Source organism: Enterobacter sp. SES19, from assembly GCF_011765665.1.
In the GTDB taxonomy this organism is placed as follows: domain Bacteria; phylum Pseudomonadota; class Gammaproteobacteria; order Enterobacterales; family Enterobacteriaceae; genus Enterobacter; species Enterobacter pseudoroggenkampii.
Window position 1 is genome coordinate 4118023 of the sequence record NZ_CP050320.1, and the last position, 17687, is coordinate 4135709.

Below are 17687 nucleotides of genomic sequence, written 5' to 3' on the forward strand. Positions count from 1 at the left end.
CACTTATCCGGGATAAACCGTGATGATGTCGCCGTCATAGCTCAGGGCGCCGGTATAGAGATAACCCGGTATGTCCTGGATGATATTCAGGCCAATAAGGTGGCGGCTGGCAGGCTTCGCATCGGCAATAAGCCTCTCCATTTCGTAATACATTTCCTCAGTGATGCCCGTGTCCAGTACGCCGATATCAAGGCGGAAGGTGCCGGGCGGATCGTTGGTTTGCCACCACTCGGTAACGTTAATCAGATAGCCAAGCGGCTCCACCACGCGACGTACAGCGCCTATCGTTCCCTTGTGGGCATGAATAAACCACGCGGCGCGGATCACCTCCCGTTTGGTGGCCTCCGGCCAGTTCTCATCCCAGCGGTCAACGGAAAACGCCCACGCCAGCCAGGGAAGCAAATTCGCCGGACAGGTATCCGCACTCCAGAGATGGCGCAGCGGAACCGGCGTATTTTCGATGTCCGCGCAGGCGCGCGCCGCAGCGACCTCAAGCGCCGATGAGCCAACCGGTAACAGGCGTGTATTACTCATCGTTTCCCCCCACGATTACGCTGTAGTGGCTGCACCATGAGGCCTGCGTTTCATCAAGCACGATGTCAGCCGCGGGTGCGGTCAGTTCCACCCGCTGCACCCCTTCCACATGAAGGGCCGCGTAAATGGCGGACTTGCGGATATCGCGTCCCAGCCGATGCTGAGCCGTGATGTAGGCCTGTAACCGGGCTCTTGCCGCATTGAGTACCGGTTCACTTTCGGGGCCGGGAAAAAGGAAAAGCGATGCTTCAATGCTGTAGTCGACAATATTGGCCGACTGGACGGTCACCCGGTCGGCGACGGGCCTGACATCCTCATCGTTCAGCGCATTGCGAACAATGGCGAGCAGTTCCTCAGACGCTATGCCGTTATTCTCCCGGGAGAGTACGGAGACCGTGACGTTTGCCGGCTGTGGGCTAATGACGGAAATGTCTGCCACCCGGCCATCTGCACTGCGGCCATGGAACTGATACGCGCCCGTCGAACCGGCCACGCTCAGCCCTTCCGGCGCCTGCTGGATGCGCAGACGAAAGTCGGTATCGGACTCCATCACAGCCGGAGTGGGCGGTAACGTGGTGTCGTCGGCAGGGGTAATAGTCAGACGCGCAAGGTTCGCGTTTGCCCCAATCTGGTCCAGATCGCTGCCCGCCGCGTAGGCCAACATGACCGCCCGTGCAGCCTCGTTAACCCGCTGGCGCCAGATGACTTCCCGGTAGGCGTTCTCCTGCAGCAGCTTCACAATCGGCTCTGACTCCAGGGTCAGCGTCCGTGCAATCGCCTCTCGCTCCTCTTCCGGATAGAGGGAGACAAAGGTGGCCTTTCGTTCTGCCAACAGCGTTTCATAATCCACCTCCTCCACGACATCAGGCGCGGCGAGCTGGCTCAGATCAACAATAGCCATAGCGTTTAACTCAGTGAAATGGTGATAGAAAAGGATTGTCCGGAGATCGGGCGCGTGCCGGTGATATCGACATACAACGTCCCGTCGTTCTCCGAACGCTCGAAAGTGATGGCCGTCAGGCTTATCCGCGGCTCCCATTTCTGGATGGCGGAATAGCATGCGGCCATGATCTGCAGGCGCAGCGCCGGGCTCTGCGGCCTGTCAATCATCTCCGCCAGCAGCGAGCCGTAATCCCGCCGCATGACCCGCGAACCAATCGGCGTGACCAGGATGTCGCGCACGCTTTGCCGAATGTGTTCAGCCTCTGAAATGCTCAGCCCGGTCTGCCTGTTCATCCCCCTGTAACGCACCGTCATTGTGTCCCCTTAGTCCAGCTTCCGCCGCTTTGCACACTGCCGTGCGCGTGGTTGTCCACCTGCACCCCGTTGGAGGTGAATTTACCGCCGGAATGCTCAATATTTCCGGTCATCACCCCGCCCTTCTGCACTTCCAGCGAGGCGGTAATTAACTTGTTGGTACACACCACTTCAGGCGTATCCAGCGTGATGCGGGACGTTGACGTCACCCGTACCTCCGGCACGGTGGCGGTCAGCGATTCAGAGGCGGTAATGTCGGCCGTTTTAATGCCTGAAACCGTCAGCGCCCCGCGTCCGGGTTCGTACTCGATCACCGCGCCGTCCGGAAACGCGACGTGGAACGCGTCAGGCGACCCGGACGGCGCCGGATGGTCGTCAGAGAAAATGCCGGGCAGCACAAAGGCGGTATCCAGCTCACCGCCGATGGCCAGCAGCAGCACCTGCTCTCCCTCGGAAGGGGCCCACCACACGCGCGAACGTCCCGCACGGCAGGTTAGCCAGTTCAGCCAGGTGGTTTTCATCCCGCCGGTCTGGACACGACAAAGCCCTCTGTTGAGGTCAACGTCGGTCACAACACCGATACGAATCAGGTTGCGGATCGCGCGAGCGATACCGTTCATGGAAGTTAATGTATTCATGAGAAGAGAATGCCGTTCAGGACGAACGGCAGCAACGAGACGGGGTTTTCTGCGGGATGATACAACAAGCGGTCCAGACAACAGGCGGCTGGCGGCCTTCAGCGTGGGGAGCTTAGTCCTCCCACTGGCTGACCAGCTCACCGTTGATGTACAACGCCTTCGGACGCGTGACGGGCTCCGGCAGCGGCGGCTCCGGGGAATAGGTCGCGTGCAGAGCGCCCTGATCCTGGGAAACAAGAATGCGCTCGGTCAATTGCACGCTGATGGTGATATCCATCGTATCGTCATCGTTTAAGACGATCGTGAAGGTGTATCCGTTTTTGCGTCCGTCATCGAGGGTAAAAATGTCCGGCTGGTTTTCCCGCAGCCAGGCCAGCACCGGGACAAAAAATCCCTCGCTGTCGCCGGTGAAACCGCTAGCCTTCGCGTTTAGCGCATAACGCTTTTCAAAGGAGAGCGAGGAGGCCAGTCGGGCGTCAATATTGCCGCTGCCGACCGACATCTGCAGGCGCTCCGGGTTGGCATTCAGTTGGGGGATCGCGTCAATTAATGCCTGACGCAGGCTCTTGAGTTTGTGCATCGAGTTTATCCTGACAGTCTTTAATGGTTTCAACCTGCAGCGCGCAGGCGATAAGGGCGTATTCCAGCCTGCGAATATCCGCGCTGAGATCGCCGTTAGTGGCGGGTTCGCTTCCCGGCATCGGGCAGCGGCTCACCTTCGGGCAGGCGTTGTAAACAATGGGCTGCGGAGGCACAGGCGGTGCGGGTGTGCAACCTGCGGACAGCATCAGGCAGCTGAGCGGTATACCAGCGGCGTAACGCTTCATTTTCATTGAGTAATCTCCCGATAGTCGCTTCCCGTCTTGCCCTCTCCTCGCCCGCAGTAACAAGCTCCTCACGGAGCCTGACCTGGGCGTTTTCATTTGCTCTGGCCATCCGCTGCGACAGGGACAGCTGCTGGTTAAGCGTGGCGAGGGCCGTTTTTTGCTCGCTGGCGACCCGGTTGGCCGTGGCTAAAGAACGGGACAGGGTCTGGTTGTCATGACGAAGCCACAGCGCGATCGCCAGCAGTCCGGCCAGCATCAGCATGAGGACTCTCATGGCAGCCCCTTCATGCACCAGGCCTGCTCGCGGACACGACGGTTTTCCAGCCCGGTATTTTTGACGCCGTTGACGTACACCCAGCGGGTAAGCTGCCCGCACGCCTGTGACCACTGTTTACGTTTGATAAAGGAGACCAGAGTCGAACGGCAGGCGGCGCCTGCGCCGACGTTAAAGGAAAAACTCACCAGCGCGTCGTAGACCCGCGGCGGCATCTCCACCGGCGCGCACGCCGCCAGACGACGCTCAACGTTGAGCACATCAGCGACCAGATTTACCGCGGCCTCACGCTCGGTAATGTCCCGCGTCGGCACGACGTTTGCCGTGTGGCCAATGCCTGACGTCCATACGCCAGCGCTGCACCGGTAGGGCGAGAGGCGACATCCTTCGAGATCGGCAATCAGCGCCAGCCCCTCCGGGGAGGTTTTCAGTAATCGAAAGTCAGGCATCAGCACCGCCAGGGCCAGCACGCCGGCGACGCTGCAACGCTTAATGATTGAGTTCACGAATGCTCTTCTTATCGAGGCCCAGAGACTGGAGGTAGCGCCAGGTTTTGCGCTTAAACCAGTAATTCGTCAGCGCGGTAAAAATGGCGCAAAGGCTCCCCACGTACAGCGCAACCTTTTCAGGAGACATCGCCCCGAACCAGGCCAGCGCCACGGCCAGCCAGTAGGCGATAACCGTGGTGATTTTCTCCAGGCTCAGTCCCATAGGTTTACGGATTCTTTGGTGGGGGCGCTATTCACCTCCGGCATCTCTACCGGCGTGCCGTGAGGCAAAATAACGCCTGACTCCGCGAGGCCAGGATTGGCCTTCAGAACGGCTTCTACGACGCCAGCCGTGCGCCCATAATAGCGGGCGCAAACGGCATCAAGCGTGTCCCCCTGCATTGCATAGATCTTCATCAGACGCTCCCAACATCCGGTTACCAGGTACTGTAGAGTTTCCCGGGCCGGCGGTCTTTTCGCTATCGCTGACGGATGGACAATCTCGGACACAACAGACCGTCCACAAGCAGCGAAGCGTGGGTCGACGAAAGCGCAAAATCTGAATGAGGGTGTACGTTCGGGCTATGACGCTGGGCTAACGCCAGCTCTCGTCTTCCCAGACTTCCCGGAGAATATTATCCAGCATTTCGCGATCGGCCTCTCCTTCAAGCCCCTGGAGCTCGACTCCCGTCACCGATCCTATTTTCACGCTCACCCGCGATGACGGAAACAGGGATCGTATTCTGCGGGTCAGTTCGCACTGAAAGGCTTCAACGACGGCATGGCCAATCTGCTGATCTTTATCGAGCGTAATGTTCACCCGAACGTTACCCTCTTTTTTGATTCGTTCCGGAACAGGCGATGCTGAGAAAACAACGGTAAATGCGTTGTTCTTGATTAAATTTCCCCGCGCAATCTCAGCAATCAAATTCAGGGCAATCTCACGATCTCTTTCCTGACATGTTCCTTCTGTCGTCAGTCGCGCAATCATCTCGACGCGTTCAATCATGACCTGCTCGTTCAACTCTCTGTCCACACAACCTCCACCACGAGATACTGTATAAACATACAGTAGCACGTATTCATAAAAAGAGTGAAGCGAAAAATCAGAACCCTTCACGGTATGTACATGATATGGATGGAGATTAGCGGGCTCTCTGAGCAAAGAGATCCGTTAAATAGCCAATACGTTCAAGGATTTTCCGCGCCTTGTGCTGATAAGAACGCGCTGCCGGAAAGAGCGATCCGTCAGCTGCGCCTCTGCACCATTTGTCGTTAAAGCGGCTAACGCCGCCAGCCATAAGATGCAGGGCCTCTCCACGGCTGATGGCGATTCCGGTGGCGAGCCGTATCTCATCGATCACCTTCTCCGGAACCCCGTTCTGCGGGTCGCTCGCGAAGACGATGGGCGACGACGCGCCAGGGCGGATGAATTTGATGCGTTCGGTTAACGCCCGCCTCGCACGCCTGCTGAGGGGTTGAGAAAGATCGGTCTGCGTACAGTTATTGACAGAACTCCGAGAGGATACAGGTGCGTCCTTAAGATCCGCGGCCCGCTTCGGCACAATTTTCCACTGCGTGAGTCGGGTTATAATTGGGCTGCCCGCGCCAACGGCAGAATCGTACACGCCGCGGATGCGAACCGTTTCTTCGCCGTACTGGTTAAACCCGGCGCCCGGCTCATACAGGGTGCGCACCTGTAAATCATCGCGACGCACAAACGGGCCGCCCTGTGCAGTAACGTATCCCGCCCAGTCGCCGGCGTCGGCAGCCTCCTGGACGGCAGCAAACTCAACGCTCAGACCGCTCGCGGCCTCGGGATCCGCCAGACGTCGCAGCTCGCGGTAGACCGTTACCGGCGCGCCGCCGATAAACTGAAACTGGCGAATGTGCCAGCGCCCCGCCCAGGCCGACACGGCGGACGCCGTCTCCTTCAGCAGCCCACCGCTTTCGCTATCGGTCTCGCCATCGAGCGCATAGCCGTCGATATTCTTTGAGATGTATTTGGCAATATAGCCGGTAGCACTGCCTTTCTGCGGATCGATCGCGTCCGCGTGAAAGCGCGCCTGTCTGGCGCTTTCGCTCTGCAGCTCAACGGCATCCTCCTGCCGCGCGTAGTCTCCGATAATCCGACGAACGCATTCGACATCTTCCGGCAGCATAAACATCAGCATGTGCCAGTGGGGCGTACCGTCATGATGGGGTTCCGCAACGCGGATACCGAAAATACGGATCCCATCACGGTGGAGCTTTGCGCGGATGCGCGCCCACAGCCGGGTGAGGTAGCCTTGCGTCTCCGCCGGACTGGCCCCGTTCCACTTCGCGTTGGGGTAACCTGATTTCAGCGTCGCGTGATACTGCGCGGGCGCGGTTAAGGTATAGAACTCGCCCACATAGCCCAGCGCCTCACAGATATTTTCAAACCCGCGAATGCGGGTCATCAGTTCACAGCGTCGTATCGCCGGGTTGGCCACCGAGCTATCGAATTTTTCAATCAGGCTAATGCGGTTGCCCTCTTCATCTTCCAGCTCCATGCCCTTGAGAAATTCGCGGGTGCGGCGCTTCTGCTCGCGCCACTCGGTCACGCAGCGTTTGCTCGCATACGCCGTTCTCCGTTTGCTGACGTTGCCGAGGGCAATCTGCAAATGCTCGCGCCAGGCCGCCGCGACCCGACGCAGACGCCCGCGCCACCACGCCTCGGAAAACATGCGGATCACCGCCGCGGCAACGTCATCTTTGTCGAAACACATCTTCGACACGCGCTCCCAGTGCGGAGGCGACACGTTGAACTGGCGGGCGATCAGTCCGGCGCGCTGATACCAGACGTACAGCGTCTGGTATTCGCCCATCTCAGCATCGTTAATATTCGCCAGCTCGCCGCGAATAAAGCTGGCGATATCGGCGGCCAGCAGGTCGATGTCCGCGCGGGACATATCCGGCAGACGGTTATAGCGGGCAACCAGTTCGACCATTCGCGAGGCAAGGTACTGCAGAAGCTGGGTATCGAAATGGCCGTCAAACACGGCTCGGGAGACTGCTTCATGCAAACCTGCGCAGGCATAGCGTTCAGAGACCCGCCGCAGGCGAGGTAACATTCTTTTGCAGAAGCGGATCAAAAAGGCGTTAGCCTGCGGGCTGCCACGATGCTGTTCGAGGGCGTCAACCGCGCGCCAGACCTCAAAACGCACGCAGTCAGGCTGCTGTGAAAGAGCCATTCTTGCCTGCTTCAGCTCCGCGAAAAGGCGATCGCGGCGCTGCTGTTGGGCATGGGTGAGATAAGGGCTGGCAATGGCCGACCGTGGGGCATTCCACGGATAAGCAAATGACGTCGCCAACTCATCCTCCCCGGACGTGTTTATTTTTCATCTCTGCGATCTCCTGGCAGGTTACGCACAGGGCCACACCGGGCACCGCCATACGGCGCGCCTGCGGTATTGGAGCCTCACACTCCTCGCAGAAGAAACGCGAAGGCGATGCGGGTCGTCTGCGGGCGCTATTAATGTGGCGCTCTCTGTCTTCCTGTTCGCGCGCCTGGGCAAGATCGATAAAATCGGCCATCAGTGCAGCTCCTGTGATTCACGCTCGTAGCGAGCCGCTTCGTGGCACAGCAGTTCGGCAACGTCCTCTCCGCTCATACCGGTTTTGTAGATATGGCTCGCCAGCGCCTCCAGGCGCAGGGAGACCGCGAGGGCTCGCGCGCATCGTTCCTCCGTTTTTGCCTCTGCCAGCAGGCGTTTCAGTTCTTCACTTCCGATCGGATAAGGGCGGTTTTCACTGTTTCGCATCACGCGTTCTCCTTAAATTCAGGCAAAAGGATGCCCGGCGGGTTTACGCCATTAGTTTTTGGGTTGGGTTATATCGGCATGGTCAGCCGTTCAGGAAATAAACTCACAACAGCACGAAAATGGTTCATGGCGTTAATCAGCGCCCGTTTCTCTTCGGTCGTCAGCTCGCTGATATCGCACTCATGACGGGCGACGGGTAATCTCGCAAGGAAAAAGAGGGCGGCCAGCGCCCTGCAGTTCTCCTCAAAACAGGGATCGCGCTTATCGCGCAGCTCGGCCATAAACCGCGCCAGCTCTTTTCCGCTATCGCTCCCGTATCGGGCGCGCAGTTCAGCGACGTGGTTAAGCCCGTTAAGACGCGCTCCCACGCTAAGTGGAACCCTTGCACGGGCAGCTTCTATCGCCATATCACCCCTCGCATAAATTCACGCACGCTAATGTGCTGAAAACGGGTACAGCACGGTTTTTTCCACCGTTTGATGATTGCGATTTCAGAAGCCATGCTGCATGATTCCCATTTTGATACTGTCTGCAATCATTAGCCTCTGTTTGCCAACGTCTGCCGCTGATTGCCCGAATTTGCAATGATATTAATACCCAATTGAGTATTAGTAAACACCCAAAGGAATATATTTTGATCTTAGATTCTCAAGTGAATAATGAAGAGTTACTCGATAGAATCTGTCAGGTATATGGTTTCACGCAGAAAATCCAGCTGGCCCGGCACTTTAATATCGCCGCCAGCTCGCTTCAGAACCGCTACGCGCGCGGTACCGTCTCTTACGACTTTGCGGTTCAGTGCGCGCTGGACACCGGCGCCAGCCTTCGCTGGCTGATGACCGGCCAAGGGGCGCAGTTTGAAGGTCACCCCGTGCCGGGCGATCCCGTTTCAGTTTCGACATTCACACTCAGTGACGGGAGACTGGAAGAAAATTCCATTTTGAGTATAGACTCTGCTTTCTTTAGCAAACCGCTGGCGCGCGGCATCGCCGTCCGGGCGGAGGGGAAGCTGCACTTTATCGAAAAAGACGCATCGTTAACCGACGGCCTGTGGCTGGTTGAGATTGAAGGCACCGCCAGCATCCGCGACCTGACGCTGCTGCCGGGTAAAAAACTTCACGTGGCGGGCGGCAAGGTTCCGTTTGAGTGCGGTATCGACGAGATTAAAACGGTAGGGCGTGTGGTGGGGATCTATAGCGAAGTAAGCTGAGGATGTTTCATCCCCCCCTCGTGGCTGTGGATCTGCCGCAAGATAAACCGATACAGAGAAGCGAATTATATGTCCGTATAATTCGCTTCTCTGTTCTTGTTTAATCAGGCTTATAACACTCATAAAAAAATATATGTTTTTAAATTATATTTTTTATTACTTCATTCAACCAATGAATGCATGTAACTGTAGTGACACGAAATATTACAAACAGAAAAATCATGAAGGAGTAAGGTCAGAGAAATTAATTAAATAAATGGAGTTAACCAGAATGGCTATACCAGTTTATCTCTGGCTTTACAGCGAAGAAGGGAAACAGTTAAAAGGTAGCGTTGATGTACATAGACGCGAAGGTAGCATTGAAATAACCGGACTGTCACACGGCGTAGAGATACCTACAGATGATTACTCCGGAAAAATAACAGCCACACGCCAACATTCTCCCTTTGTTTTTACAAAAGCGCAAGACGTCTCAAGTCCTTACCTTTATCAGATCGTTAGTACGGGGAGTGTTCTTAAATCTGCTGAGCTAAAAATTTATCGAATCAACCACGCAGGGCAGGAAGAAGAATATTTTAATATTTTTATGGAAAATGCACGTATTACCTGCATTGTGCCTTATATGGAAGATGTGAAGGATCCCGACTTCACACATTATGATCATATGGAAGCCATAGAAATGACATATGAAAAAATAACATGGAAATATCTGGACGGTAACATTGTCCATTCCGATAGCTGGAAAGAACGCAGCGCGGCATAAGGGGAATAGCTCATGGCATGGACCTACTACCAAAGTACCGGTGAACTGTGGCATAAAGGTAAACTTATTGGCACAGGGTATTCCGGAAACCTGACAAACAAAAATAATCCAGACCGTCAGCACGTTAAGGGGATGGGACCATTACCACGCGGAACGTATCGCATAGGAGGCCATACATCCTCAAGGGGGCCAATGACAATTAACCTCAAACAAACCTCTGGTGAGAGCTATGGGCGATCGCTGTTTCGCATCCATGGTGAGAAAAAGGCACCAGCCATTCCTGGTTTTGCATCAGAGGGCTGCATTATCATGGGACCTCACATTCGCTCTAAAATAATTCTTTCGTCAGATCGTACGCTTGAGGTAGTTCGTTGAAAAAGTACGTGTTTTCTCTAATTACCTGCATTCTTACGGCTTCCTGTATAGCGTCAGAGAGTGACTGGATAACCTATATTAAGCTGGTGTCCAGCGCTGACATGGCAGCTATTCAGGCATTACCAGCGAAGATTAAAAGCACTGGTGATAATCTGGATGACGAGCATGCTGAACAGTTGGCGACCGCCATCAGCATGGCGCTTATCCGCGCCCCAGAATTAGTGCTGAATGTCACCAATCAATTTGAGTTGAACCCAGACCCTTTACAGCAACGGTTTGGAACCACTTTGATATGTAGCATACCGATGATGATACACAGCACTAATGCGGAGGTTGAAACCTATTTAGCAAAGGCTAAACCAGCATTGGAGAAAGCGGGCTCCCCAGCAAGAGAATGCTTAAGCAATATGCTCGATGTAATCAATGAGGTTAAGCAAGAAAAGGATAAGGACTCAAAACGTTAGCATCATATTATAACAAGCGTTTTTCTGAGCGCTTAATCTTTGAACCATTAAATAATAAACTACATATCACTCCAGTTTATCCAAAAATAAAAGAGCACATGGCTAAATCCTCCCTTTCAACCATCACCGTATCAAATAACAGCGGCTGCTCGGCTATGAGTGCGACGCAGAAATTTGAAAATATCTATATCCCACCGGGAATGAACTTGATATGAAAACGATGCAGCTGTTTTTGATTATGTTAGTGATATCGCACGTGGCTTATGCAAATGACTGTACTTCTGTTGAAGAAATGGACAAGGCAGATAACGCAGCCTCTGCCATTCAGGACTGGCAAGGCATCCATTCTTTTTACAAAAATTACAGACAGTGTGATGAGGGATATATCGCAGAAGGGATATCAGCGACTATTGTCGGGCTGTTAGCCGACAACTGGAAAACCTCCCATCAACTCATGCAGCTATCTGTAAACGATCGCGCTTTTGAGTCATGGATGATTAATCACATCGATACGACCACGAACGATCGCGAGCTCGATAAAGTCGTGAGAAACGCCACGGATAGCTGTCCCGAAGGCGGTAAAGCGTTCTGCAATCAGATTGAGAATGCCGCACAAGGCGCGTTGAAGGAATTGCAAAGCCCATAGCCAAGAATGGTTTCACAGGTAGAGCAGGAAACGGAGCTATCCTCACCCTCCACCTTACAGGCTCCTGCTCACTTCCCCACCTCACAAACTGCAAAACTAAAGAAATCCCCCATCGCGCCGATCATCATCCGTGTGTATTATTTCCTGTAGCTTTTACAACAACTAACCTTAACTCAAATACTTAAGCGCCAAAGCGAAAGGCATCATGAGCACACCGATCAAACGGCTAGAAATCATTAAAAATGCCATTGAACTGGAAGATGACGACATCATCCAGAGCCAGCTGACACGCCTGAAAAATGAAGCGTTTGACGATGAGCTACAGGCAATCGTCGTGGCGCTTGAGGAGAAGAACTACACCGCGGCCATGGCGGCCATTACCGCCTGGCTGCAGGGCCAGCGCGCCGTCACCCCGTGGCGCGACCCGCAGGTGGCCGCCAGCAAGCTGGAGCTGAAGGCGCTGGAAGAGCGTCTGCGCGATCTGATTGACCGCCGCAACGCCCGCGTGCAGCAGCTTGATGAGTTTAACGATCTCTATTTTTCCCGCCTTGGGCCGCTGATGCAGCAGATCCTCGCCCTGCGTAAAACCCTGGCGGAGCTAAACCTGCGTCGTCAGCAGGCGGAAGCGCGTCGTCGCGAGGAAGATTACCGTCGCTGCCAGCACTATATGGCGCAGGCGGTAGAGGTGCTGGCGACGCTCACCCAGCGCTGGCGCGATCTCCCGGCCGACTCCGTCCAGGCCGCTGAGGCGCGTAAGCATCTGGAACAGCAAAGCAATCTGATTGCCAACCTGCTGGCCGAAGCGCTGGAGCTGGAGAGCGGCTTAACGCGCGAAGAGGAGCCTGCGCGTCAGGCGCGCGACGAGGCGAACGAAGAGTACGAGAAGTATCGCGAACAGCATCACGATGCCGAAGTGCGGCTGCGCAAAGGTAAGCATCTTTCGGAAGAAGACCAGAACGAGCTCAAGCGCCTCTGGCGGCAGGCGAGCAAGCTCTGCCACCCGGACCTCGTGGCGGACGATTTGAAAGAAGAAGCCAACAGCATGATGGTGCAGCTTAACCAGGCGAAGCAGCGCGGCGATGTGAAAGCCATTCGCTCGCTGGTGGCCCGCCTGCAACAGGGCTTCGAGCCATTGATGGCCAGCGACAGGCTGAACGATCTGGAACGTATCCGCAAAAAAATGGCGCAGGTCCGCGAGCAAATCGACATTTTAGTGAACGAGCTGGCGGAACTGGAGAAAGAGGAGTCCTGGCTGCTGGTCTCGTCGCTCAATAATATGGAAGCGTACTTCGCTCAGCAGGAGAAAGCGCTGCACGAGGTCCGCGCCTCGCTCGAACATCAGGTGAACGAAGCGCAGCTGGATTCCGCCGCCTGATTATTTGGCGTGCCAGTATGCGCTGGCACGCACCAGCTGCGGATCAATCGCGTCGGTTTCAAACTGACGGCTCAGCGTTTTCACCACCTTCCCTTCCCCGGTCAGCCAGATGAAGTAGTCTTCCCCCGGAACGGTCAGCGCCGTCAGATGTTCTGCGACCGCCTGCTCGCTATGGCCCACCACCCAGGTGATATTGAACCCGCTCAGGTGCGCCAGATAGTCTTTATAAGATTCGTCCCCGACCGTCACGACCGCATGAACCTCCGGGCGAACCGGCAGTTTAGCAATGCTTTCTAAACGTCGACGCAGCGCGGGCATGCCGGATTCATCGCACACGTACAGCTGCCAGGCGTAATCCTCCGGCGCCACCAGCGAACCGCGCGGGCCGCCGATGGTCAGCCTGTCGCCCGCTTTCGCCTCGACCGCCCAGCTGCTGGCAATGCCGCCGTCATGAATGAAGAAATCGAGAACCAGTTCATGATTTGCCTCATCGTAGAGCGGCGTATAGTCGCGCGCCTGCGGACGCACGCCGTCGCCCCAGTCGATGCCTTCATCGGTGACCACCGGCGGCGTAAACGTCGTCCCGGGTGCCGGGAAAAAGACTTTGGTATGGTCGTCGAAACCGCGGGAGCTAAAGCCCTCCAGCGCCTCGCCGCCTAAAACAATGCGCTGGAAACCCGCGCTGGCGCGCTCAGCGCGGAGCACCGTCAGCTCGCGAAAACGCAGGTCATTACGAACACGCTGTGGATAACGGGTAGATGCCATTTTTAGACCCTTTGCTGGTTAATACGATATATCTAAATCAATTTTCAAATGATAATGATTACTAATAAGGAAAAATGCAAGATCTTTTAGATTGCATCTGAATATATCTTAGATATAGTTTAGATATATCAATTAAAGGACCTGTTATGCGACACGAACACGACAGCGGCGGGCGCCGACCGCGCTTTTTCGGCCACGGCGATCTGCGGCTGGTGATTCTGGATATCCTGACCCGTAGCGCGAGCCACGGCTACGAACTGATCAAAGAGATTGAAAACCTGACCCAGGGGAATTACACCCCGAGCCCGGGCGTCATCTATCCAACCCTGGATTATCTTCAGGATCAGACCTTTATCACCATTACGGAAGAAGAGAGCGGGCGTAAGCGCATTGCGATTACCGCTGAAGGACAGCGCTGGCTGGATGAAAACCGGGAACAGCTGGAACAGATCCAGGTGCGTATCAAAGCGCGCAGCGTCGGTTTTCAGCTGCGCAAAAACCCGCAGATGAAGCGGGCGCTGGATAACTTCAAAGCGGTGTTAGACCTGAAGGTGAATCAGGGAGAGCTCAGCGACGCGCAGCTTAAGCAGATTATCGGCGTGATTGACCGCGCGGCGCTGGAGATCTCCCAGCTGGATTAAGCCGGCGCGTGCTCGCTCACGCGGAAGACGCGTACCAGCTCTTTCAGGTGCATCGCCTGTTCGTTAAGCGATGCCGCTGCAGCTACAGACTCCTCCACCAGCGCGGAGTTCTGCTGGGTGGTGGCATCAATCAGGCCAATCGCGCTGTTAATCTGCGAGATACCTTCCGTCTGCTCGTGGCTGGCCTGGCGAATTTCCCGCAGAATCACGTCCATCTCCTCCACGTTACCCACCATCCCGTTGATCAGCCCACTCGCTTTTTCGACAAGGTTCATCCCGTCCTGGGTCTGGCTGGTGGAGCTCTCAATCAGCTCCCGGATTTCGCTGGCAGACGACGCGCTCTTCTGGGCAAGCTGGCGAACCTCACCGGCCACCACCGCAAAGCCGCGTCCGTGCTCGCCGGCGCGCGCCGCTTCCACCGCCGCGTTCAGCGCCAGAATGTTGGTCTGGAACGCAATGGCGTCGATCAGGTCGATAATGTCGGACATCCGGTTCGATGTTTCGTTAATCAGGCGCATTTTGCTGGTCACCTGCTTCATCATCTCACCGTTGTTTTTGACCACCGTGGCGGCATCGGCCGAAAGGTTGGTCGCTTCCCCGGTATGCGAGGCAGTATTTTTCACCGTCGCGGTGATCTGCTCCATCGAGGCAGCGGTCTGTTCGACAGAACTTGCCTGCTCTTCCGTGCGCGCGGCCAAATCCTGGTTCCCGGCGACAATCTGCGCGGCTGCGCTGGAGATATTCTCCGAGCCGGTTTGCACCTGCTGCACAATGTCCAACAGTCGCGTCTTCATCTCCATCAGCGCATGCAGCAGCAGACCCGTTTCGTCTTTGCCGTGCGGCGTGATGCTTCCCGTCAGATCGCCCTCTGAAATGGCTTTTGCAAAATGCACCGCCTCGCCGAGCGGACGTGTGATAGCGCGCACGATAAACCAGCCAATCAGGCTGCCTGCCACGACGCTAAAGAGCGTGATCAGGATCAGCAGCAGGCGGTTAGACCTGAAATCTCCTTCTACCTGCGCCCCTGCACTCTGCATCTCGCTGTTTTGAATCGTAATCAGCTCCTTCACCTTCGCTTTATAAGCCTGCTGCACGGCGAGGGTGGTGGTCATCATCTCCTGAATAGCGCCCGCACGATTGTTGTTCTGCACCGCCTGCAAAATGCGGTAGCGCGAGTCCAGATACTGCTGGCGCACGCTGCGGATATCCGCCAGCACCTGCTGAGACTTTTGATCCTGCAGCGCGTTGTTCAGCTCGCCGAGGATCACCGTGATGTGCTCGCTGATCTCTTTCAGGCGCTGCTGCGATTGCCCCGTGTAGGTACCCTGCTCATCCAGCAGCATCAGCTGTTGCGTGCTAATAAATTCCTGGAAGTTATCGATTAACTGGTTCGCTTTTACCGTGGTCGGATAATCACTGGTAATAATGGATTGCATCCCGTTATTAGCCCGGTTCAGACTCAGCAGAGACAGGCTCGCGCTGATCGCCATCAGGACAATAAAGAATCCAAACGCCAGAAATAATTTCGTGCCGATCTTTACGTCATGTAAGAACATATTTTCTCCATCGATGTGATTATTTCTCAGACGATCGCTGTTATCGGTAACGAATTTGCTAACTTTATGACTTTGATCGTTTTTTTATTTCATAACCCTCACAATGCATAGGTGTAGGCTATTAATATTGCTTCATCGATCGTTACCAGACCGTCAAACGAGGTATTTTTGAAACAGGATTCTGAAGAACTGACTTAGGCAGGAATAAATAACTGAGGCACTTTCTTTAGTTATTTAATATGAACTTAACAATAAAATACATTAATAGTCACAACCAGAAAATAAAAAGCCGCTTATTCCTTACGGAATAAACGGCTTTTCCGGAACATTATTGACTCAATGGAGCACAGTCACCGCATCCTTAAGGCGTCCGGCGCGATGCTTCACCATCGCAGAAATGTGGGCGCTCTCCTCGACCAGGTCGGCGTTTTTCTGCGTGATGCTGTCGAGTTCAGCCACCGCGCGGGTCAACTCTGACAGTCCGGTTGCCTGCTCGGAGGTCGCGTGGCTGATCTGGGCGATAAGCTGCGTCACGTTTTTCACCTGCACAACGATATCATCCATCGTACGGCCTGCGGCGTGTACCTGCTCAGAGCCGGACTGCACCTTGCTGGCGCTGGCATCAATGAGTTTACGAATATCATTAGCCGCACTGGCGCTGCGGCTGGCGAGATGACGGACTTCACCCGCGACCACGGCAAACCCTTTACCCTGCTCCCCTGCCCTTGCTGCTTCAACCGCCGCGTTTAGCGCCAGAATATTGGTCTGGAAAGCGATATCGTTAATCAGGGAGGTAATCGAGCCAATTCGCTGCGTGCTGTCGGCAATGTCATCCATGGTTTTAACGACAGTCTGCATCGCGTTGCCCCCTTTCGTTGCCGCGCTGCTCGCGGCCACCGAGAGTTTGTCCACCTCGGCGGCGGTTTCGGAGTTACTCTGAACGGACGCGGCCATCTGGTTCATTGTTGCGACGGTCTGCTGCACGTTCGCCACGGTCTGACGCGTCCGATCGTTCAGATCTTCATTCCCCTGCGCCAGCCTGTCGCTGCCGTCACGGACGCTCACCACCTGGCTCGACACGTCATTGATTAACCAGCGGCACATCAGGCCCAGTTGCCCGACCGCACGCAGCGTCAGCCCCAGCTCGTCGCTGCGGTTCAGGTGCTGCACGCTGTTGCGCTCGCCGGTTGCGACCTTCAGCGCCTGTTGCGCCACATTCTCTACCGGGCGGACAATCTGTTGCTCAAACAGCAGCGTCCCCAGCAGCATTACCAGCGCGGCTGCGGCAAGCGGCATCCACCCGGCGGAGGTCGCGACCAGCGTGGCGGCGAGTACGGCAAAAAGCACCGCCATCACGCTGCGCACGCGCCAGCGCAGCGGCATTGCCGGCAGTTTGCCCAGCCAGCCCTTTCCGACCACCAGCCCTTTATGAATACGTTTTTTACAGCGCCCGTCGTTCAGCGCCCGGTAGAGCGGCTCCACGGTGGCAATCTCTTCCGCTGTGGCTTTGGTGCGAATGGACATATAGCCCGTCACCTGCCCGCGGCGCACCATCGGTACCGCATTCGCACGCACCCAGTAGTGGTCGCCGTTTTTGCGCCGGTTTTTAACAATCCCGCTCCACGGCTCGCCCTGCTGCAGCGTGTACCACATATCGGCAAACGCGGCTTTTGGCATATCGGGATGGCGTACCATATTGTGCGGCTGGCCCGTCAGCTCATCGAGCTGGTAGCCGCTCACCTGCACAAAGGTGTCGTTGGCGTGGGTGATGTAGCTGTGGACGTCTGTTGTAGACATTAAGGTGGTGTCATCGTCCAGAGGATATTCATTCTGGGTGACATAGGTTGGAGAGGACATCGTGGGCATCCCTTGCAGGTTATTTGAATGTTAATTTTGTGGGTCAATGTTTTTTCGGCGGTAAACAATTTATCTTTAGTTGTTAAACTTGATGGAGATCGCAGATTTGACTTAAACCATACTTTTTGTACGATTTTTTAATTCATTGATTTCAAATACTTTCGTAAAGAAATTACCTGTAAAGCATGACCCGTTAACGCCCACTTAAGTTGCAGCGAATGCACTTCTTTAG

At 55.4% G+C, this 17687-nt stretch carries 25 protein-coding genes; 7 read left to right on the forward strand and 18 right to left on the reverse strand.

Annotated elements, in window-relative coordinates; translation table 11 throughout:
• Nucleotides 1–3 precede the first annotated feature (3 nt).
• From GXP72_RS19595 to GXP72_RS19665, 15 genes are all read right to left on the reverse strand, one after another.
• Nucleotides 4–534: a phage tail protein I gene (locus GXP72_RS19595; protein ID WP_090418755.1), complete on the reverse strand. Its 531-nt coding sequence runs from the start codon at nt 532–534 to the stop codon at nt 4–6.
• Nucleotides 527–1435, reverse strand: coding sequence for a baseplate assembly protein (locus GXP72_RS19600; protein WP_024906443.1), 909 nt, complete (start codon nt 1433–1435; stop codon nt 527–529). Before GXP72_RS19600 ends, GXP72_RS19595 begins: the two co-directional genes overlap by 8 nt.
• Before the next feature lie 5 nt (nt 1436–1440).
• Nucleotides 1441–1791 carry a GPW/gp25 family protein gene (locus GXP72_RS19605; protein ID WP_090418761.1) on the reverse strand — a complete coding sequence of 117 codons (351 nt, stop codon included), beginning with the start codon at nt 1789–1791 and terminating at the stop codon, nt 1441–1443.
• A complete protein-coding gene (locus GXP72_RS19610) occupies nt 1788–2429 on the reverse strand; it encodes a phage baseplate assembly protein V (protein WP_208763271.1) in 642 nt (213 codons plus the stop codon). The genes GXP72_RS19605 and GXP72_RS19610 overlap by 4 nt, the downstream gene beginning before the upstream one ends.
• Before the next feature lie 112 nt (nt 2430–2541).
• Nucleotides 2542–3009: a phage tail protein gene (locus GXP72_RS19615; RefSeq protein ID WP_208763272.1), complete on the reverse strand. Its 468-nt coding sequence runs from the start codon at nt 3007–3009 to the stop codon at nt 2542–2544.
• Nucleotides 2972–3217 carry an Rz1-like lysis system protein LysC gene (lysC, locus tag GXP72_RS22755; protein WP_230581841.1) on the reverse strand — a complete coding sequence of 82 codons (246 nt, stop codon included), beginning with the start codon at nt 3215–3217 and terminating at the stop codon, nt 2972–2974. Before lysC ends, GXP72_RS19615 begins: the two co-directional genes overlap by 38 nt.
• On the reverse strand, nt 3105–3530 hold the full coding sequence (gene lysB / locus GXP72_RS19625) for an Rz-like lysis system protein LysB (RefSeq protein WP_208763273.1): 426 nt from the start codon (nt 3528–3530) through the stop codon (nt 3105–3107). Before lysB ends, lysC begins: the two co-directional genes overlap by 113 nt.
• A complete protein-coding gene (locus GXP72_RS19630; protein ID WP_148768955.1) occupies nt 3527–4036 on the reverse strand; it encodes a lysozyme in 510 nt (169 codons plus the stop codon). The genes lysB and GXP72_RS19630 overlap by 4 nt, the downstream gene beginning before the upstream one ends.
• Nucleotides 4020–4241: an HP1 family phage holin gene (locus tag GXP72_RS19635; protein WP_023309247.1), complete on the reverse strand. Its 222-nt coding sequence runs from the start codon at nt 4239–4241 to the stop codon at nt 4020–4022. Before GXP72_RS19635 ends, GXP72_RS19630 begins: the two co-directional genes overlap by 17 nt.
• Complete coding sequence (locus GXP72_RS19640) at nt 4232–4435, reverse strand: tail protein X (protein ID WP_024906438.1); 204 nt, start codon at nt 4433–4435, stop codon at nt 4232–4234. Before GXP72_RS19640 ends, GXP72_RS19635 begins: the two co-directional genes overlap by 10 nt.
• A gap of 178 nt (nt 4436–4613) precedes the next feature.
• Nucleotides 4614–5054 (reverse strand): DinI-like family protein, encoded by a 441-nt coding sequence (locus GXP72_RS19645; RefSeq protein ID WP_024906437.1) that lies wholly within the window; start codon nt 5052–5054, stop codon nt 4614–4616.
• A gap of 109 nt (nt 5055–5163) precedes the next feature.
• Complete coding sequence (locus GXP72_RS19650) at nt 5164–7353, reverse strand: replication endonuclease (protein ID WP_208763274.1); 2190 nt, start codon at nt 7351–7353, stop codon at nt 5164–5166.
• A 1-nt stretch (nt 7354) separates the two neighbouring features.
• Nucleotides 7355–7576 (reverse strand): TraR/DksA family transcriptional regulator, encoded by a 222-nt coding sequence (locus GXP72_RS19655; protein ID WP_048028939.1) that lies wholly within the window; start codon nt 7574–7576, stop codon nt 7355–7357.
• On the reverse strand, nt 7576–7803 hold the full coding sequence (locus GXP72_RS19660; protein ID WP_023309252.1) for a DUF2732 family protein: 228 nt from the start codon (nt 7801–7803) through the stop codon (nt 7576–7578). Before GXP72_RS19660 ends, GXP72_RS19655 begins: the two co-directional genes overlap by 1 nt.
• 68 nt (nt 7804–7871) lie before the next feature.
• Entirely contained in the window at nt 7872–8210 is a 339-nt protein-coding gene (locus GXP72_RS19665) for a DUF5347 domain-containing protein (RefSeq protein WP_024906434.1), read from the reverse strand.
• A gap of 227 nt (nt 8211–8437) precedes the next feature.
• Here GXP72_RS19665 and GXP72_RS19670 point away from each other — a divergent pair, with 227 nt between their 5' ends.
• The 6 genes from GXP72_RS19670 to GXP72_RS19695 all read left to right on the forward strand — a co-directional run bounded on the left by GXP72_RS19670 (nt 8438) and on the right by GXP72_RS19695 (nt 12636).
• Nucleotides 8438–9013 carry a phage repressor protein CI gene (locus GXP72_RS19670; protein WP_024906433.1) on the forward strand — a complete coding sequence of 192 codons (576 nt, stop codon included), beginning with the start codon at nt 8438–8440 and terminating at the stop codon, nt 9011–9013.
• Nucleotides 9014–9284: 271 nt separating this feature from the next.
• The gene (tssD, locus tag GXP72_RS19675) at nt 9285–9776 is read left to right on the forward strand and encodes a type VI secretion system tube protein TssD (RefSeq protein WP_090418947.1); all 492 of its coding nucleotides are present in this window, start codon (nt 9285–9287) and stop codon (nt 9774–9776) included.
• A gap of 12 nt (nt 9777–9788) precedes the next feature.
• Complete coding sequence (locus GXP72_RS19680; RefSeq protein ID WP_071994439.1) at nt 9789–10151, forward strand: tlde1 domain-containing protein; 363 nt, start codon at nt 9789–9791, stop codon at nt 10149–10151.
• A 101-nt stretch (nt 10152–10252) separates the two neighbouring features.
• Nucleotides 10253–10615: a hypothetical protein gene (locus GXP72_RS19685; RefSeq protein ID WP_231103412.1), complete on the forward strand. Its 363-nt coding sequence runs from the start codon at nt 10253–10255 to the stop codon at nt 10613–10615.
• Nucleotides 10616–10826: 211 nt separating this feature from the next.
• Nucleotides 10827–11261 carry a hypothetical protein gene (locus GXP72_RS19690; protein ID WP_061716449.1) on the forward strand — a complete coding sequence of 145 codons (435 nt, stop codon included), beginning with the start codon at nt 10827–10829 and terminating at the stop codon, nt 11259–11261.
• Nucleotides 11262–11466: 205 nt separating this feature from the next.
• Nucleotides 11467–12636 (forward strand): DNA repair protein, encoded by a 1170-nt coding sequence (locus tag GXP72_RS19695; protein WP_024906429.1) that lies wholly within the window; start codon nt 11467–11469, stop codon nt 12634–12636.
• Here the strand turns inward: GXP72_RS19695 and GXP72_RS19700 are convergent, their stop codons facing one another.
• Nucleotides 12637–13401: a siderophore-interacting protein gene (locus GXP72_RS19700; RefSeq protein WP_090418776.1), complete on the reverse strand. Its 765-nt coding sequence runs from the start codon at nt 13399–13401 to the stop codon at nt 12637–12639.
• A gap of 146 nt (nt 13402–13547) precedes the next feature.
• On the opposite strand from GXP72_RS19700, the gene GXP72_RS19705 reads away from it, so the two are divergent.
• Entirely contained in the window at nt 13548–14042 is a 495-nt protein-coding gene (locus GXP72_RS19705) for a PadR family transcriptional regulator (RefSeq protein WP_090418780.1), read from the forward strand.
• Here the strand turns inward: GXP72_RS19705 and GXP72_RS19710 are convergent.
• On the reverse strand, nt 14039–15598 hold the full coding sequence (locus GXP72_RS19710; protein ID WP_024906426.1) for a methyl-accepting chemotaxis protein: 1560 nt from the start codon (nt 15596–15598) through the stop codon (nt 14039–14041). The genes GXP72_RS19705 and GXP72_RS19710 overlap by 4 nt on opposite strands.
• A 336-nt stretch (nt 15599–15934) precedes the next feature.
• Entirely contained in the window at nt 15935–17455 is a 1521-nt protein-coding gene (locus tag GXP72_RS19715) for a PAS domain-containing methyl-accepting chemotaxis protein (RefSeq protein ID WP_090418784.1), read from the reverse strand.
• Between the last annotated feature and the right edge of the window lie 232 nt (nt 17456–17687).